Annotated in this window: 16 protein-coding genes and 1 pseudogene; 5 read left to right on the top strand and 12 right to left on the bottom strand. The window is 59.2% G+C overall.

Annotated features, from left to right (window positions below):
* Positions 1-12 precede the first annotated feature (12 nt).
* The 6 genes from tssC to BMS17_RS12415 all read right to left on the bottom strand — a co-directional run bounded on the left by tssC (position 13) and on the right by BMS17_RS12415 (position 6,076).
* Positions 13-1,488 (bottom strand): type VI secretion system contractile sheath large subunit, encoded by a 1,476-nt coding sequence (tssC, locus tag BMS17_RS12440; RefSeq protein WP_027926312.1) that lies wholly within the window; start codon positions 1,486-1,488, stop codon positions 13-15.
* Positions 1,489-1,516: 28 nt separating this feature from the next.
* Entirely contained in the window at positions 1,517-2,020 is a 504-nt protein-coding gene (gene tssB, locus BMS17_RS12435) for a type VI secretion system contractile sheath small subunit (RefSeq protein WP_077431016.1), read from the bottom strand.
* Between the two features lie 32 nt (positions 2,021-2,052).
* Positions 2,053-3,612, bottom strand: coding sequence for a type VI secretion system protein TssA (tssA, locus tag BMS17_RS12430; protein WP_077431015.1), 1,560 nt, complete (start codon positions 3,610-3,612; stop codon positions 2,053-2,055).
* A gap of 654 nt (positions 3,613-4,266) precedes the next feature.
* Positions 4,267-4,542: an HU family DNA-binding protein gene (locus BMS17_RS12425; protein ID WP_003213368.1), complete on the bottom strand. Its 276-nt coding sequence runs from the start codon at positions 4,540-4,542 to the stop codon at positions 4,267-4,269.
* A gap of 194 nt (positions 4,543-4,736) precedes the next feature.
* On the bottom strand, positions 4,737-5,885 hold the full coding sequence (locus BMS17_RS12420; RefSeq protein ID WP_046030737.1) for an NAD(P)/FAD-dependent oxidoreductase: 1,149 nt from the start codon (positions 5,883-5,885) through the stop codon (positions 4,737-4,739).
* A gap of 20 nt (positions 5,886-5,905) precedes the next feature.
* Positions 5,906-6,076, bottom strand: coding sequence for a rubredoxin (locus tag BMS17_RS12415; protein WP_007942683.1), 171 nt, complete (start codon positions 6,074-6,076; stop codon positions 5,906-5,908).
* 200 nt (positions 6,077-6,276) lie between these two features.
* Between BMS17_RS12415 and BMS17_RS12410 the strand changes: the two genes are divergently transcribed.
* The gene (locus BMS17_RS12410; RefSeq protein ID WP_046030738.1) at positions 6,277-6,828 is read left to right on the top strand and encodes a chorismate lyase; all 552 of its coding nucleotides are present in this window, start codon (positions 6,277-6,279) and stop codon (positions 6,826-6,828) included.
* Positions 6,828-7,718 (top strand): 4-hydroxybenzoate octaprenyltransferase, encoded by an 891-nt coding sequence (gene ubiA / locus BMS17_RS12405; RefSeq protein ID WP_077431014.1) that lies wholly within the window; start codon positions 6,828-6,830, stop codon positions 7,716-7,718. Before BMS17_RS12410 ends, ubiA begins: the two co-directional genes overlap by 1 nt.
* 178 nt (positions 7,719-7,896) lie before the next feature.
* Here ubiA and BMS17_RS12400 read toward each other — a convergent pair.
* Positions 7,897-8,076, bottom strand: a pseudogene (locus tag BMS17_RS12400) (hypothetical protein); the annotation flags it as partial.
* Positions 8,077-8,131: 55 nt separating this feature from the next.
* Positions 8,132-8,515, bottom strand: a complete 384-nt coding sequence (locus BMS17_RS12395) for a hypothetical protein (protein WP_046030742.1) — start codon at positions 8,513-8,515, stop codon at positions 8,132-8,134.
* A gap of 152 nt (positions 8,516-8,667) precedes the next feature.
* On the opposite strand from BMS17_RS12395, the gene phoB reads away from it, so the two are divergent.
* From phoB to BMS17_RS12380, 3 genes are all read left to right on the top strand, one after another.
* Positions 8,668-9,357: a phosphate regulon transcriptional regulator PhoB gene (gene phoB, locus BMS17_RS12390; RefSeq protein ID WP_007896474.1), complete on the top strand. Its 690-nt coding sequence runs from the start codon at positions 8,668-8,670 to the stop codon at positions 9,355-9,357.
* Between the two features lie 81 nt (positions 9,358-9,438).
* Complete coding sequence (gene phoR / locus BMS17_RS12385; protein ID WP_256577246.1) at positions 9,439-10,725, top strand: phosphate regulon sensor histidine kinase PhoR; 1,287 nt, start codon at positions 9,439-9,441, stop codon at positions 10,723-10,725.
* 123 nt (positions 10,726-10,848) lie between these two features.
* Positions 10,849-12,189: a hemolysin family protein gene (locus BMS17_RS12380; protein ID WP_046030749.1), complete on the top strand. Its 1,341-nt coding sequence runs from the start codon at positions 10,849-10,851 to the stop codon at positions 12,187-12,189.
* Between the two features lie 117 nt (positions 12,190-12,306).
* On the opposite strand, the gene BMS17_RS12375 is transcribed toward BMS17_RS12380, so the two are convergent.
* The 4 genes from BMS17_RS12375 to pstB all read right to left on the bottom strand — a co-directional run bounded on the left by BMS17_RS12375 (position 12,307) and on the right by pstB (position 16,159).
* On the bottom strand, positions 12,307-13,206 hold the full coding sequence (locus BMS17_RS12375) for a peptidoglycan DD-metalloendopeptidase family protein (RefSeq protein WP_046030750.1): 900 nt from the start codon (positions 13,204-13,206) through the stop codon (positions 12,307-12,309).
* A 215-nt stretch (positions 13,207-13,421) separates the two neighbouring features.
* Positions 13,422-14,324, bottom strand: coding sequence for a response regulator (locus BMS17_RS12370; protein WP_077431011.1), 903 nt, complete (start codon positions 14,322-14,324; stop codon positions 13,422-13,424).
* 167 nt (positions 14,325-14,491) lie between these two features.
* Entirely contained in the window at positions 14,492-15,253 is a 762-nt protein-coding gene (gene phoU / locus BMS17_RS12365; protein WP_008150055.1) for a phosphate signaling complex protein PhoU, read from the bottom strand.
* Between the two features lie 72 nt (positions 15,254-15,325).
* Positions 15,326-16,159, bottom strand: a complete 834-nt coding sequence (gene pstB, locus BMS17_RS12360; protein ID WP_008018291.1) for a phosphate ABC transporter ATP-binding protein PstB — start codon at positions 16,157-16,159, stop codon at positions 15,326-15,328.
* Positions 16,160-16,228: the final 69 nt, after the last annotated feature.

Below are 16,228 nucleotides of genomic sequence, written 5' to 3'. Positions count from 1 at the left end.
AGTTAGCTCCGCTTACTCTTTGTCCAGCTTGCCAACCAGCGACAGGGTGAAATCGGCACCCATGTACTTGAAGTGCGGGCGCACGTTCAGGCTGACGCGGTACCAGCCAGGCTCGCCTTCGACATCGCTGACGATGATCTGGGCAGCGCGCAGTGGACGACGGCCACGTACTTCGGCGCTCGGGTTTTCCTGGTCGGCCACGTATTGGCGAATCCACTTGTTGAGTTCCAGCTCGAGGTCGGTACGTTCTTTCCACGAACCGAGTTGCTCGCGCTGCAGCACTTTCAAGTAGTGAGCCAGGCGGTTGACGATCATCATGTACGGCAGTTGGGTGCCGAGCTTGTAGTTCAGCTCTGCGGCCTTGCCTTCTGCGCTGATGCCGAAGAACTTCGGCTTCTGCACCGAGCTTGCGGAGAAGAACGCTGCGTTGTCGGAGCCTTTGCGCATGGTCAGGGAGATGAAGCCTTCCTCGGCCAGTTCGTATTCACGACGGTCGCTAACCAATACTTCCGTAGGAATCTTGGTTTCGATTTCGCCCATGCTTTCGAAGTGGTGCAACGGCAGGTCTTCCACCGCGCCACCGCTTTGCGGGCCGATGATGTTCGGGCACCAGCGGAACTTGGCGAAGCTGTCGGTCAATTTGGTGCCGAACGCGTAGGCCGTGTTGCCCCACAGGTAGTGTTCGTGGCTGTTGGCGACGGTTTCTTTGTACACGAACGACTTGACCGGGTTGTCTTCCGGGTCGTACGGGTTACGCAGCAGGAAACGCGGCACGGTCAGGCCAACGTAACGGGAGTCTTCCGACTGGCGGAAGCTCTGCCATTTGGCGAATTGCGGGCCTTCGAAGTGATCTTTCAGATCCTTCAGGTCTGGCAGGCCAGTGAAGCTTTCCAGGCCGAAGAATTTCGGGCCGGCCGCGGCAATGAACGGCGCGTGGGACATGCAGGCAACGCTGGACACGTACTGCATCAGTTTCACGTCCGGCGAGCTTGGGGACATGAAGTAGTTGGCGATGATCGCGCCCACAGGCTGACCACCGAACTGGCCGTATTCAGCGGTGTAGATGTGCTTGTACAGGCCCGACTGCATCACTTCCGGCGAATCTTCGAAGTCGTCCAGCAGGTCGTCCTTGGAGACGTTGAGGATTTCGATCTTGATGTTTTCGCGGAAGTTGGTGCGGTCGACCAGCAACTGCAGGCCACGCCACGACGATTCCAGGGACTGGAAGTCCGGGTGGTGCAGGATTTCGTCCATCTGACGGCTGAGCTTGGCATCGATCTCGGCGATCATGCGGTCAACCATGGCTTTCTTGACCGGCTCACCGTTGTTCTGCGGCTTGAGCAGCTCTTCGATGAAGGCCGACACACCGCGCTTGGCGATGTCGTAGGCTTCGTCGTCCGGGGTCAGGCGGGTTTCGGCGATGATGCTGTCGAGAATGCTGTATTCGCCGTTCTCGTTGCTCTTTTGCTGTGCTGCGCTAGTGCTCATTGTCTTGGCTTCCTTGGCTGATGGGGGCTCAGGCTTCCTGGGCTGCGGCGTTCAGGCCCAGCTCACCCAGTACGCGACCGCGGGATTCGTCGTCGGCGAGCACGCCTTCGATGGCTTTGCGGAACGCAGGCGCGTTACCCAGCGGGCCTTTGAGGGCCACCAGCGCGTCGCGCAGTTCCATCAGTTTTTTCAGCTCAGGCACTTGCTCGACCAGGCTGGCCGGGTTGAAGTCCTTCATCGAGTTGACGCGCAGTTTCACGGCCAGTTCTTCAGTGTCGCTTTCTTCCTGAAGACGGTTCGGTACGCTCAGTGTCAGGCTCAGCTCTTGCTTGGCCAGCACCTCGTCGAAGGTCATCTTGTCGATGCTGATCGGCTTGCGATCTTCGACTTTGCGTTCGTCCTTGCGGTGGGTGTAGTCACCGATTGCCAGTAGTTTCAACGGCAGTTCGATCTCTTCCTGTGCACCACCGGTGGCAGGTTTGAAAGTGACGTTGATGCGTTCCTTGGGGGCTACCGAGCCTTCTTTGGCCATGGCTTTTCTCCTTGCGGTTGTGGCCCGGGGGCCTATTCGAGTACCACTTCGAGATCGAGGTGGCACAGCCTGCGATAAATCTCTTCCTTGCGTTCACGTACGGCATGGTTCTGCGGCAACAACTCGCAGCAGCTATGCAGTAAATGCAGCACTTCCAGCGCAAGATCGGGCTCCCAGGCGTTCAGGCCTGAGTCCTGTAATGTTTGGTCCAGTGTTTCGAGTTGGGTCTTGGCCAGTTCGTATTTCTTGGCCATGAAGCACAACCGCGCGAGGGCGAACTGCCAGAAAAATCGAACGCGCCCACCCTGGGCGCTTTGCAGGCCCTGCTTGAGGATCTGCACGGCGGCCTTGAGGCCGTCCTTGCGCAGAATCGGCAGGACTTCTTCCAAGGCCAGTTCCCAGGCCGGCTGGGTTTCGACGTCGGTTTCGACTTTGCGCGGCGCACTGGCGCTTTGCAGGTGCGGCATGACATTGGCGGCGATCCACGCCCGGGTGGACGGATCGGCAAACGGGGCGCCATCGTGGTAACGCAACTCGACGATGCCAGGCAGGCGCTGAATCAAAAGCGCGAAGTGGATTTCCACTTCGCGCATGGCCATCTCGGCGTTCAGGGCCTGAAGGCATTCCCAGACCATCCGCTGGCCATCGAACCAGAACGGCGCCTTCGCCAGGCTCGCCTCCAGTTCCACCAACAGGTCAGCGTATTTGCCCTGATCGTAGCGGTCCTGATAGACCTTGAGCTTGTCCGCCGGCAAGCCGCGCAGCACGGTGATTTGCTCGGCATTGCGCTCGGGGACGGCATCGATCGGCAACCAAAGCAACGTGCGATTGAGGCGCAAGGCGCGCAAGTCGGTGGCTTTCTGCTTGAGCCACCAGACACACAACGGCCGCGCGCTCTCTTGCTGAGCGCGCAAGGCCTTGTGGGCTTCTTTTTCGTTGTCGATCGGTGCGCCGGGGGTGAACAACTGCGTGGCGGCTTGTTTGACCTGAGCGACTGCGGCGCCGACCACACCGGGTTCCGGCTGATTGTCGGCAGCGCGCTGCACCATGCTTTTCAGGCGACGGGAGATCGGCAGCAACAGCGGCGCATCGTCGCCCAGGTGCTCGGTGCAAGCGGCGTCGAGGCCTTCAAGGTGTTCGACCAGCCGCCGGAACATCGGCAACTGCTCTTTGATCGCGACGTTTTCGGTGAGCACCTGCTCCAGACGCGGCACCAGCCAACTGATGGCAGCGGAGCGGGTGCGGGCCTTGTTCGGGTGGACTTCGGCCCAGTGGCTTTCGCACAGGTAGTGCAACAAGCCGAGGCCGGCCAACAGGCCCTGGAAGGATTCGCGCTGGTACAACGCCCAGGTCAGCCAGGCGCCAACCCGCAAGTCCTTGGACTGGGTTCGCAGCAGGTTTTCGCTGTTTTCACGGATTTTCAGCCAGTCGATCTGACCGCTTTCGTGCATGGACGAGGCTTTCGCCAGCTCACTTTCCAGTGCTTCAAATTCGCCCGAAAAGCGAACGTCCTCGCCCGCGAAATTCTCTTTGGAAACAGAGACTTTTGCGAGTTCGAGATAATGCGCGGAAAGTTTGCTTGAGTAGGACATCCATGGCCTTTAATTAGGATTACGGTCGTACGCCCAATGAAGATTTCAGGGGGCATGGACAGTATCAAAGAGCTGCGAGAAGTCTCATCCAATTGAGTTCGTGCTCTTTCAAGTGGGCGCATCGTAATCACAATGATGGCCACTAGCAAGCACCTGATTAAACAACAAGATGAAGTGTTCTTTGTTACGCGTAGGAGATTTCCCTATATGAGACAGGGGTTACCCTGACGGCCTTTTAATATTACCGCCTTCATCAGAAGCCCCCGAAAGCACTGAGCTAGAGCCTCGCGTTAAACATCTTCGGAATCCGAAGCAACGCCTTGCATTGGCGGTCGTGCAGCATGCCAACAATAGAAGACAATTAATGTAGGATTCGTCTGAAACACAGAGATCGATATTGAACAAATCGAAGCGGGACAATGGACAGTTAAGAAAGTGCCATTGCCATGATGGCGCCCTATATATCCCCGACGCTTTCAATGGATGGGCAAGGCATTAATCCGAATGTCAAAACTATAGTTCCAGAATGTATTTATCAGTCCACAAACTGCATACAACTCTCTTGTCTGCGCCCATAAAAAATGGGCATGCGAATTAATCGGCATGCCCATTTTTCAGTACGGTTCTCCCCGTTATTCAGGGAGTTCGCCGCAATTATGGATTAACGCTGTCTTTCAACGATTTGCCTGGCTTGAAGGCAACGGTGTTGCTGGCCTTGATTTTGACGGGCTCACCGGTTTGCGGGTTTTTGCCGGTGCGGGCACCGCGGTGGCGTTGCAGGAAGGTACCGAAGCCCACCAGCGTGACGCTGTCCTTGCGATGCAGAGCGCCGGTGATTTCTTCGAGAACGGCGTTGAGAACGCGGTTGGCCTGCTCTTTGGTGAGATCTGCTTTTTCAGCAATTGCTGCGGCGAGTTCTGGTTTACGCATATTAGTGAAGCCCCTTTGACGGTTTTTTGTTGTTATGTCCGTGCTGCTCTCTGCGGAGCAGCGCCCAAAGCGCCGCAGGTGCTCTACTCTGCGGCAGACGGGAGTGAGAATGGCACGCACGGAGGAGCCGCGCCAGTGTCGGCACGCGGTTTGTAGGGGCAAAACAGGGGTGATTCCGACAGAACGACCGGCATTTACGCCAGCAGTGCCGGAAGCTCTTTGTTGAGGGCCAGTTTTTCCATCACCGCGGCGCCTGTCAGGGCATAACCGAGCAGTTTTCCGCCCGCATCGCGGCATAAGACCTTGATGTCGGCGCCCTGCCCTTCGACCGTCCAGACGCCCTCGGTACCGCGTGGTGGCGGCGAGACCACCAATGGGCACACCGGGGTTTTCACGGTGATTGGCATCGGGCCGTAACTCACCGCCGTAGGGGTTCCGGCCAGAGTCTGGGCCAGCGCTCGGGCGCAGCTCATCAACGGCATGACGTACAGCAAGTTCAGCCCGTCAACTTCGGCGCAGTCGCCCAGTGCGTAGATATTGTCATGGGAGGTTTTCAGGTGACGGTCGACCACCACGCCTCGATTGACTTGCACGCCGGCCGCAGCCGCCAGATCGATACGCGGGCGCAGACCGATGGCCGAGACCACGACGTCACAAGGAATCACCTGACCATCGGACAGATGCGCTTCCAGACCGTCAGCCACTCGCTGCAAGCGATTGAGCACCGGCCCGAGGTGGAAGCGAGCGCCAAGGCTTTCCAGACCGGCCTGGACGGCAGACGCGGCGGCCGGGTGCAGCAGGGTCGGCATCACTTGCTCGCACGGTGCGACCAGTTGCACCTGGTAGCCGCCAAGGCTCAGGTCATTGGCGAACTCGCAACCGATCAGGCCGGCGCCGAGCAGCAACACGCGGCGCTTGCCGGCCGCCGCCGCACGAAAGCGGGCGTAATCTTCCAGATCGTTGATCGGGAACACGCAGTCCGCTGCGTCGCCGTCAATTGGCACCCGCACAGTTTCGGCGCCCCAGGCCAGAATCAGGTCACGGTAGATCACCGCCTCCTCACCGATCCACAAGCGCTTGTGGCCCGGGTCGATGCCACTGATGCGCGTGTGCGTGCGCACTTCGGCCTTCAGCGTCTCGGCCATGGTGCCGGGTTCGGCCATGCTCAGGCCGTCGGCGTCTTTGTTTTTGCCGAAACCGGTGGAAAGCATCGGCTTGGAGTAGGAACGCCCGTCATCGGCGGTAATCAGGAGCAACGGGGTTTCGCTGTCGAGCTTGCGAAACTCCCGGGCCAGGTTGTAGCCGGCCAGCCCGGTACCGACGATCACGACAGGTGCGTTCATTCCTTACTCCTCTAATTGTTTTAAGCAGCGATTTCGATCATTTCGAAATCCATCTTGCCCACGCCGCAGTCCGGGCACAGCCAGTCTTCCGGCACGTCTTGCCACAGTGTGCCCGGCGCAATGCCGTCGTCCGGCCAGCCGTCGGCTTCGTTATAGATAAGGCCACAGACCACACATTGCCATTTTTTCATTTGGTTCATCCTCAGGATTCAGGCGTATTGCCGGCGCGAACGGTCGATGGTTGCAGCGCTGCCGTCCGGCTCAGGGCGTTTTGTACTGATCGGGCCCGTCAGATGCAAGCCTGTTCGGCGCGACGGTGGCCGCGGTCAATCAAAATCGCCGGCTGACATGGTAAGCTCGCCGCCTCATTTGCTGCCAATAATGACTCACTGTGCCGCACTCAAAATCCCCGCTGTGGCTCACCCAAGGCCAACTCACTCCCCGCCCCGACGCCTCTATTCTCGACTGGCTGTTCGACGAAGGCTCCCTGACCCGACGTTTGATCCGTTTGTCGAATGACCGCTTCAGCGTCACGCCGCTGTTCGAAGGCTGGCAACTGCTGCGCACCGACGAATGTGCTGCGCTGGACCTGGCCGAAGGCAGCGAGGGCTGGGTTCGCGAGGTGTATCTGCGCGGTCACGGCGAGGCATGGGTGTTTGCCCGCAGCGTGGCGGCACGCAGCGCGCTGCAGGGCGATGGTTTGCACATGGACGAATTGGGCAGCCGCTCCCTGGGGGAATTGCTGTTTTGCGATCATGCGTTCCAGCGCCGCGCCATCGAGGTTTGTCACTATCCTCAAGCATGGCTGCCGCAGGAATGCCGGGCACCTGAGCTGTGGGGCCGGCGTTCGCGATTCGACCGCGGCGCCTTGAGTGTGTTGGTGGCCGAGATCTTCCTGCCGACCTTATGGAGCGCCACCCGCGCCCATCCGGAGAACTGTTGATGTACCAGAGCCTGCTCAAGTCCCTGAACCGCTTGAATCCTCGGGCCTGGGATTTCATTCAACTCACGCGCATGGACAAGCCCATCGGCATTTACCTGCTGCTGTGGCCGACCTTGTGGGCGTTGTGGATTGCCGGTAAAGGTTCGCCCTCCTTGGCCAACGTGGTGATTTTCGTCCTCGGCGTGGTGCTGACCCGCGCCGGTGGTTGTGTGATCAACGACTGGGCGGACCGCAAGGTCGACGGCCACGTGAAACGCACCGCGCAACGACCACTGGCCAGCGGCAAGATCAGTTCGAAAGAAGCGTTGGTGTTCTTTGCGCTGTTGATGGGCGTGAGTTTCCTGTTGGTGCTGTGCACCAACGCGCCGACGATCTGGTTGTCGCTGGGCGGGCTGGCGCTGGCGTTCACCTATCCGTTCATGAAGCGCTACACCTATTACCCGCAAGTGGTGCTGGGCGCCGCGTTTTCCTGGGGGATGCCGATGGCGTTCACCGCAGAAACCGGGGAACTGCCGGCCGTGGCGTGGCTGTTGTGGATCGCCAACCTGCTGTGGACCGTGGGTTATGACACGTATTACGCGATGACTGACCGCGATGACGACCTGAAGTTCGGGGTGAAATCCACAGCGATTCTGTTTGGCGATGCAGACCGGGTGATCATCCTGACCTTGCAAGGGTTGGCGCTGGGTTGCTTGTTGCTGGCCGGGTCGAAGTTCGAGCTCGGGGGCTGGTTCCATCTAGGCTTGCTGGCGGCGGCGGGCTGTTTTGCGTGGGAGTTCTGGTACACCCGCGACCGTGACCGGATGCGTTGTTTCAAGGCGTTCTTGCACAACCATTGGGCCGGATTGGCGATTTTTGTCGGGATTGTGCTGGATTACGCGTTTCGCTGATGGACACGCTTTATGTAGCAGCTGCCGAAGGCTGCGTCCGGCTGCGCAGCAGTCGTAAATCCTGAGCCCGCGGTTCATCTGATGCACCGCGTGAGCAGACTTTACGACTGCTGCGCAGCCGGACGCAGGCTACGCCAGCTGCTACCGGGCTACGATCCGTTAAGGTTCGCAACTTCCGTTACATATGCTCGCGAACGACGTGCCAGACGTCTTTCATCTTGTCACCCTTCATTTCTCCAGGTGCCTTGTCCTTCTGGAAGTAGTAAAGGGGCTTGCCGCCGTAGGCCCATTGCATTCTGCCATCGTCACGCTTGATGATTGACCATTTGCCTTCAGGCTTGGCGCCCGCCTCTGCAATGAACGGTGGCCAGNGCTGCTACCGGGCTACGATCCGTTAAGGTTCGCAACTTCCGTTACATATGCTCGCGAACGACGTGCCAGACGTCTTTCATCTTGTCACCCTTCATTTCTCCAGGTGCCTTGTCCTTCTGGAAGTAGTAAAGGGGCTTGCCGCCGTAGGCCCATTGCATTCTGCCATCGTCACGCTTGATGATTGACCATTTGCCTTCAGGCTTGGCGCCCGCCTCTGCAATGAACGGTGGCCAGTACTCCAAACACTCACCGGTGCACGAGGACTTGCCGGCAGTGTCCTTGTCGAACGTGTACAGGGTCATGCCTTTATGGTCGACCATCATGCCATCTTTCATCATCACAGGATCAGCTGCGAAGGCCATCGTTGGCAAAGCCAGGACCGCGCTAAGCATCAGGGCCTTAAAGGAATACGAGTATTGCTTCATGGAAACCTTCCTTTTGTGGTTGTCAGGATTCGGACTTAGAGCTTAGTTCAGGATCATGACAATCGCCGGGCGACTAAAATACTGTCACACGACTGCAATAATTCCGTTATCTAATGCGGCGCAAGACAGTTAAATGACAAGAGGATTAAGGCATGGTTGGCAGGAGCATTCTGATCGTCGACGACGAAGCGCCCATTCGCGAAATGATCGCCGTTGCGTTGGAAATGGCCGGCTATGACTGCCTGGAGGCCGAGAACTCTCAGCAGGCCCATGCCATCATCGTCGACCGCAAGCCGGACTTGATCCTGCTCGACTGGATGCTGCCCGGCACCTCCGGTATCGAGTTGGCCCGCCGTCTCAAGCGTGATGAGCTGACCGGGGACATCCCGATCATCATGCTTACCGCCAAGGGCGAAGAGGACAACAAGATCCAGGGCCTGGAAGTCGGCGCTGACGACTACATCACCAAGCCGTTTTCCCCACGCGAACTGGTAGCCCGCCTCAAAGCCGTGCTGCGCCGTGCCGGCCCCACCGATGGCGAGGCGCCGATTGAAGTCGGCGGCTTGCTGCTGGACCCGATCAGCCACCGCGTGACCATCGACGGCAAACCTGCCGAGATGGGCCCGACCGAATACCGCCTGCTGCAGTTTTTCATGACCCACCAGGAACGTGCCTACACTCGTGGGCAATTGCTGGATCAGGTCTGGGGCGGCAATGTCTACGTCGAAGAACGCACCGTCGACGTGCACATCCGTCGTCTGCGCAAAGCCCTCGGCGATGCTTATGAAAATCTGGTACAAACCGTGCGCGGTACAGGCTACCGGTTTTCCACCAAGGCCTGATACTGCCCTTACCCGCCCGACAAGCCGACAAGGACGCATGTTTCCGTGAACCAAAACTGGCATGGCACCCTGATTCGCCACATGCTGTTACTGGTCACCGGTTGCCTGGTGATCGGCCTGATTACCGGCTACTACGGCTGGAGCCTCGCCGCAGGGCTGGGCATTTATCTGGCCTGGACCCTCAAGCAACTGCTGCGCCTGCACGAATGGCTGCGCCTGCACACACCCGATGAAGCACCGCCCGACGGCTATGGCCTGTGGGGCGAGGTATTCGACAGCATTTATCACCTGCAACGCCGCGACCAACGGGTACGCGGGCGTCTGCAAGCGGTGATCGACCGGGTCCAGGAGTCCACCGCCGCGCTCAAAGACGCGGTGATCATGCTCGACAGCGATGGCAACCTGGAATGGTGGAACCGCGCCGCCGAAACCCTGCTCGGCCTCAAGACCCCGCAAGACAGCGGCCAGCCGGTGACCAACCTGGTGCGCCACCCGCGCTTCAAGGAGTATTTCGAGCAGAGCAGCTACGCCGAACCGCTGGAAATCCCGTCGCCGACCAATGATCGCGTGCGCATTCAGCTATACATCACACGCTACGGCAACAACGAACACTTGATGCTGGTGCGCGACGTCACACGCATTCATCAGCTGGAACAAATGCGTAAAGACTTCATCGCCAACGTCTCCCATGAGTTGCGCACGCCGCTGACGGTGATCTGCGGCTATCTGGAAACCCTGCTCGACAACGCCGAGGAAGTGAATCCGCGCTGGACCCGCGCCTTGCAGCAGATGCAGCAACAAGGCGGGCGCATGCAGACATTGCTCAATGACTTGCTGCTGCTGGCCAAACTGGAAGCCACCGATTACCCGTCGGACAACCAACCCGTGGTAATTGACGGCTTGTTGCAGTCAATCAAGAGCGACGCCCAGCAGTTGTCCGCCCAGAAAAACCAGCACATCACGCTTGAAGCCGACCCGAGGATTTTGCTCAAGGGCAGTGAAGCAGAACTGCGCAGTGCGTTTTCCAACCTGGTGTTCAACGCGGTGAAATACACCCCGGCCGAAGGCTCTATCCGCATTCGCTGGTGGGCTGACGAGCAAGGCGCGCACCTGAGCGTGCAGGACTCCGGGATCGGCATCGACAGCAAACACCTGCCGCGCCTGACCGAACGTTTCTACCGCGTCGACTCTAGCCGCAATTCCAACACCGGCGGCACCGGCCTGGGCCTGGCCATCGTCAAACACGTGTTGCTGCGCCACCGTGCGCGGATGGAAATCAGCAGTGTGCCGGGGCATGGCAGTACCTTTACCTGCCACTTTGCGCCGGCGCAGGTGGCCAAATTGCAGGTCCTCAAGACCGCCGACTGATACCGGCCAGCACTGGCCACTAGGCAATTACCGAGTCAGCCGCTACATTGGCTGACTTGTGCCTGCCTTTCAGGTGCACTTTTTCAATTCCTCTTGAATACACGGAACCCGCAAAACTCCATCATGGACCCTTCCCCTGGCTTGACCCTCGCAACACTCTTCGCCGATTTCGGCATGATTCTTTTTGCTCTGATCCTGGTTTTGCTCAACGGATTTTTCGTTGCGGCCGAATTTGCCATGGTCAAATTGCGCTCGACCCGGGTCGAGGCCATCGCCGATAAAAACGGCTGGCGCGGGCATATCCTGCGCACCGTTCACAGTCAGCTCGATGCCTACCTGTCGGCGTGCCAATTGGGTATCACCCTCGCCTCCCTCGGCCTTGGCTGGGTCGGTGAACCGGCGTTCGCGCACATTCTGGAACCGCTGCTGAGCGCCGTTGGTGTTGAGTCCGCCGAAGTGGTCAAGGGCGTGTCGTTCTTCACCGCGTTCTTCATCATTTCGTACCTGCACATCGTGGTCGGTGAACTGGCCCCCAAATCCTGGGCCATTCGCAAACCCGAGCTGCTGTCGCTCTGGACCGCGGTGCCGCTGTACCTGTTCTACTGGGCCATGTACCCGGCCATCTACCTGTTGAACGCCAGCGCCAACACGATTCTGCGTATCGCCGGCCAGGGTGAACCCGGCCCGCATCACGAGCACCATTACAGCCGCGAAGAGTTGAAGCTGATCCTGCACTCCAGTCGTGGCCAGGACCCGAGCGACCAAGGCATGCGCGTTTTGGCTTCGGCGGTGGAAATGGGCGAGCTGGAAGTGGTCGACTGGGCCAACTCCCGCGAAGACCTGGTGACGCTGGAGTTCAATGCGCCACTCAAGGAAATCCTGGCGATGTTCCGTCGCCACAAGTTCAGCCGTTACCCGGTGTACGACAGCGATCGTCAGGAGTTCGTCGGTCTGCTGCACATCAAGGACCTGCTGCTGGAACTGGCGGCGCTGGACCATATCCCCGAGTCGTTCAACCTGGCCGAACTGACCCGTCCACTGGAGCGCGTTTCGCGGCACATGCCGCTGTCGCAATTGCTGGAGCAGTTCCGCAAGGGCGGCTCGCACTTCGCGGTGGTTGAGGAAGCCGACGGCAACATCATCGGCTACCTGACCATGGAAGACGTGCTGGAAGTACTGGTCGGCGACATTCAGGACGAACACCGCAAGGCCGAGCGCGGGATCCTCGCCTACCAGCCGGGCAAACTGCTGGTGCGTGGCGATACGCCGCTGTTCAAGGTCGAACGCCTGTTGGGCATCGATCTGGATCACGTCGAAGCTGAAACCCTCGCCGGGCTGGTCTACGAAAGCCTGAAGCGGGTGCCGGAAGAGGAAGAAGTACTGGAAGTCGAAGGCCTGCGGATCATCATCAAGAAGATGAAAGGGCCGAAGATCATTCTGGCCAAGGTGTTGATGCTCGATTAAGCCCAAAACCTGTGGGAGCCGAGCTGGCTCGCGATGACGGCGTAATAACCAACATCACCGAATCTGACACACCGCTATCGCGAGCAAGCTCGGCTCCTACAGGGATCGGTGTCGCCTTCACTTCTTGCCCAACGCAAAGTTGGGCAACACCCCGACCGGTTGCTTGAACTGGTACGGAATTGATACCAGCCCCAGCCCGGTATTGCGTTGCACCACAAAGTGCAGGTGCGGCCCGCTGCTGTTGCCGGTATTGCCCGACAACCCCAGCGCACTGCCCACCGTCACTTGTTGCCCCTCGCGAACACAGACCGAGCCTCGCTTGAGGTGCAAATACACGCCCATGGTCCCGTCGTTGTGCAGTACTCGCACGAAATTGCCCGATGGATCCGTGCCGCGCCCGCTCTGCCCGCTCTCGGTTTTCACCACCACGCCGCCACGCGCCGCAATGATCGGCGTGCCCTCCGGCATGACGATGTCCATGGCGTAGCGATTCTTCGGCCCGAAGTGACTGTATTGGCCATTGGCGCCCTGACTCACGCGAAACGGACCGCCCCGCCAAGGCAGCGGGTAGCGATAGCCCACCATGGCGGCCCCTGAAGGGTCGCCCAGGGAATATTCGAACTTCGGGGTGTACACGAGCGGTCTTCCGGCCTGCGCCGCCGTGAGCACTGCGACACGAATGCTGCTGCGCGCCGGCAACACCTTGCGAATAGGTCGACTCGGGGCGCCGCTGACGTTCTTCAACCCGGTGAAACCCAACCCGACCTCAACCGGCGCATACAGGTTATTGCGCACGTACACACTGTGCACACCGTCCTTCTTCATGAACACGAGGTACACCTGACGTTCAAGGTGCTCTTCCATCCGATCCTGAAAAACGAACACCTTCGAGCCTTTGGTGGGACGGTCACTGTAGGAGACCACGCCATTGGCATCGGTGGACTTGTAGACCGTCACGGCCATCGCCGAGGTGGCGGCCATAAACAGCCCACAAAAAAACAGCAGTCGCGTGAACATGGGCAGGATTCTGTCGAGTAAGGCATCAAATGGAGCCTAGCAGGTGCAATGGACCCGGCTAGTCGACAGATGTTTCAAATGATCGCTCCCACGCTTCGTGCGGGGATGCAGCGAAGCAGATGCGGAGCGTCCGGGGAGGCCTTCCCACGCAGAGCGTGGGAACGATCATGTAGGAGCGAGCCTGCTCGCGATGGCGGACTGTCAGGCGGCGAAGATCACGCGCCCGGTATGAAATGCTTCTGCGCGGTACCACGAGCAATCAGGCGGGAGATGTAATCGAGCTTCTGAGCATCCTGGTCGACGAAGCGGAAGGTCAGTTGCAACCAGTCGCTGTCGGGTTTTGGCTCGTGGGCGACGACCGCGTGCAGGTATCCGTTGAGGCGGGCGATTTCAGCGTTCTCACCCTGCTCCAGGTCGAGTACCGCGCTGTCGAGGATCTGTGGCAGCGTTTCGGTGCGTTTGATCACCAGCAGAGCTTCCTTGATGCTCAAGGCTTTGATCACGCATTGCTGAATGCCGCTGGGCAAACGCAGCTGACCTTGACCGCGACCGCCGGCAGGCGCTGCGGAAGCAGCCGGTGCCTTGACCGGTGGGCTGTTGAGCAGACCTTTAGACGGTGCGGCAGCCGGAGTCGGTGCGACCACGGCAGCCTTGCCACCGGTCAATGCGCTCAGGGAGTCGTTACCGAAGGCCGAGTTCATCTTGGTCGGCGCGCCGCTCATCAAGGCATCAAGTTTGCCGACCTTGTTCAGGGCCTGCTTGACCTTGGTCAACAGTTGCTCGTTGGTGAACGGCTTGCTGACATAGCCGGAAACGCCGGCCTGAATCGCCTGGACCACGTTCTCTTTGTCGCCACGGCTGGTGACCATCACGAAGGGCATGGTCTTGAGATTGTCCTGCTCGCGGCACCAGGTCAGCAGTTCCAGGCCAGACATTTCCGGCATCTCCCAGTCGCACAGGACCAGGTCGAACGCTTCCCTGGCCAACATGGCCTGAGCCTTCTTGCCGTTGATGGCATCTTCGGTGCGAATACCCGGGAAGTAGTTACGCAGGCACTTTTTTACCAGGTCACGAATGAACGCTGCATCGTCCACCACCAATATGCTGATCTTGCTCATCCATCACCCCTCGAAAAAATCCCGGCAAGCATACCGTCTTGCTGATGGCACATTGCCAAAAACCTTCAGTCACGCCGGGACTTTTCGTTCGCGGGTGCTGCTTCTAACGTCGAAAACCACCTGCAAAAACGCCCGGCCAAAGGACCGGGCGTTTTTCTTGGGCAGTCTTACTTATCGTCAGCTTTGCCCGGAACATTAGCGGTTTCACCGCTTGTTCCTTCAACTTCTTCCTTCATGCGCTTGAGACCCAAGTGACGCACGTCGGTGCCGCGTACCAGGTAGATCACCAATTCCGAAATGTTGCGCGCGTGGTCGCCGATCCGCTCCAGCGAACGCAACACCCAAATGATGCTCAAGACCCGCGAGATAGAGCGTGGGTCTTCCATCATGTAGGTCGCCAGCTCACGCAGGGCGGTCTTGTATTCGCGGTCGATGATCTTGTCGTACTGCGCCACCGACAACGCCAGGTCGGCGTCGAAGCGGGCAAACGCGTCCAGTGCGTCGCGAACCATGTTGCGCACCTGGTCGCCGATGTGACGAACCTCGACGTAACCGCGCGGCGCTTCACCTTCTTCGCACAATTGGATGGCACGACGGGCGATTTTGGTCGCTTCGTCGCCGATGCGCTCCAGGTCGATCACCGATTTGGAGATGCTGATGATCAAACGCAAGTCAGACGCCGCCGGCTGACGACGAGCCAGAATGCGCAGGCATTCTTCGTCGATGTTGCGTTCCATCTGGTTGATCTGGTCGTCGATCTCGCGAACCTGCTGGGCCAGACCGGAGTCGGCTTCGATCAGCGCGGTGACCGCGTCGTTGACCTGCTTTTCCACCAGCCCGCCCATGGCCAGGAGGTGGCTGCGCACTTCCTCAAGCTCGGCGTTGAACTGCGCGGAAATGTGGTGGGTAAGGCCTTCTTTACTAATCATGTTGGCGTCCTTGGAGCGTCCGGTAAGGTGCGGTGGGCCGCAGCGTCAGTTCAGTGAGCAACCACAGGCTTCCTAGCCGTAACGACCGGTGATGTAGTCTTCGGTCTGCTTCTTCGCCGGATTGGTGAACAGGGTATCGGTGTCGCCGAATTCCACCAGTTTGCCCATGTACATGAACGCCGTGTAGTCGGAAACCCGCGCGGCTTGCTGCATGTTGTGGGTCACGATCACGATGGTGAATTTCGATTTCAGTTCGTAGATCAGCTCTTCGACTTTCAGCGTGGAGATCGGGTCGAGTGCCGAGCACGGTTCATCGAGCAGCAGCACTTCCGGTTCCACGGCGATGGTGCGAGCGATGACCAGACGTTGCTGTTGACCACCGGACAGGCCGAGTGCCGATTCATGCAGACGGTCTTTGACTTCGTCCCACAGGGCAGCGCCTTTCAATGCCCACTCGACGGCTTCGTCGAGTACACGCTTCTTGTTGATGCCCTGGATGCGCAAGCCGTAAACCACGTTTTCGTAGATGGTCTTCGGGAACGGGTTCGGCTTCTGGAACACCATGCCGACACGGCGACGCAGCTCGGCCACGTCTTCGCCTTTACGGTAGATGTTGCTGCCGTAGAGGTTGATCGCGCCTTCGACACGGCAGCCGTCAACCAGATCGTTCATGCGGTTGAAAGTACGCAGCAGCGTGGACTTGCCGCAGCCGGACGGGCCGATGAAGGCGGTCACGCGCTGTTTCGGGATGTTCATGCTGACGTCGTACAGCGCTTGTTTTTCGCCGTAGAACAGGCTCAGGCCCGGCACTTCAATGGCCACGGTTTCCTGCTCGAGGTTCAGGCTCTGTTTGTCGCGACCCAGTGCCGACATGTTTATGCCGTGGGTGTGTGCTTCGTGCTGCATGGGAGGCTCCCTGTGCTAACAAATTCGGTTCAGTGAGCTGCTGGCACCGAGGCCAGCAGCACTTTCAAT

The organism is Pseudomonas sp. C9 (genome assembly GCF_002000165.1).
Lineage (GTDB): Bacteria > Pseudomonadota > Gammaproteobacteria > Pseudomonadales > Pseudomonadaceae > Aquipseudomonas.
Note: the sequence above shows the minus strand (reverse complement) of the source record. Positions and strands in the feature narration are given on the sequence as shown.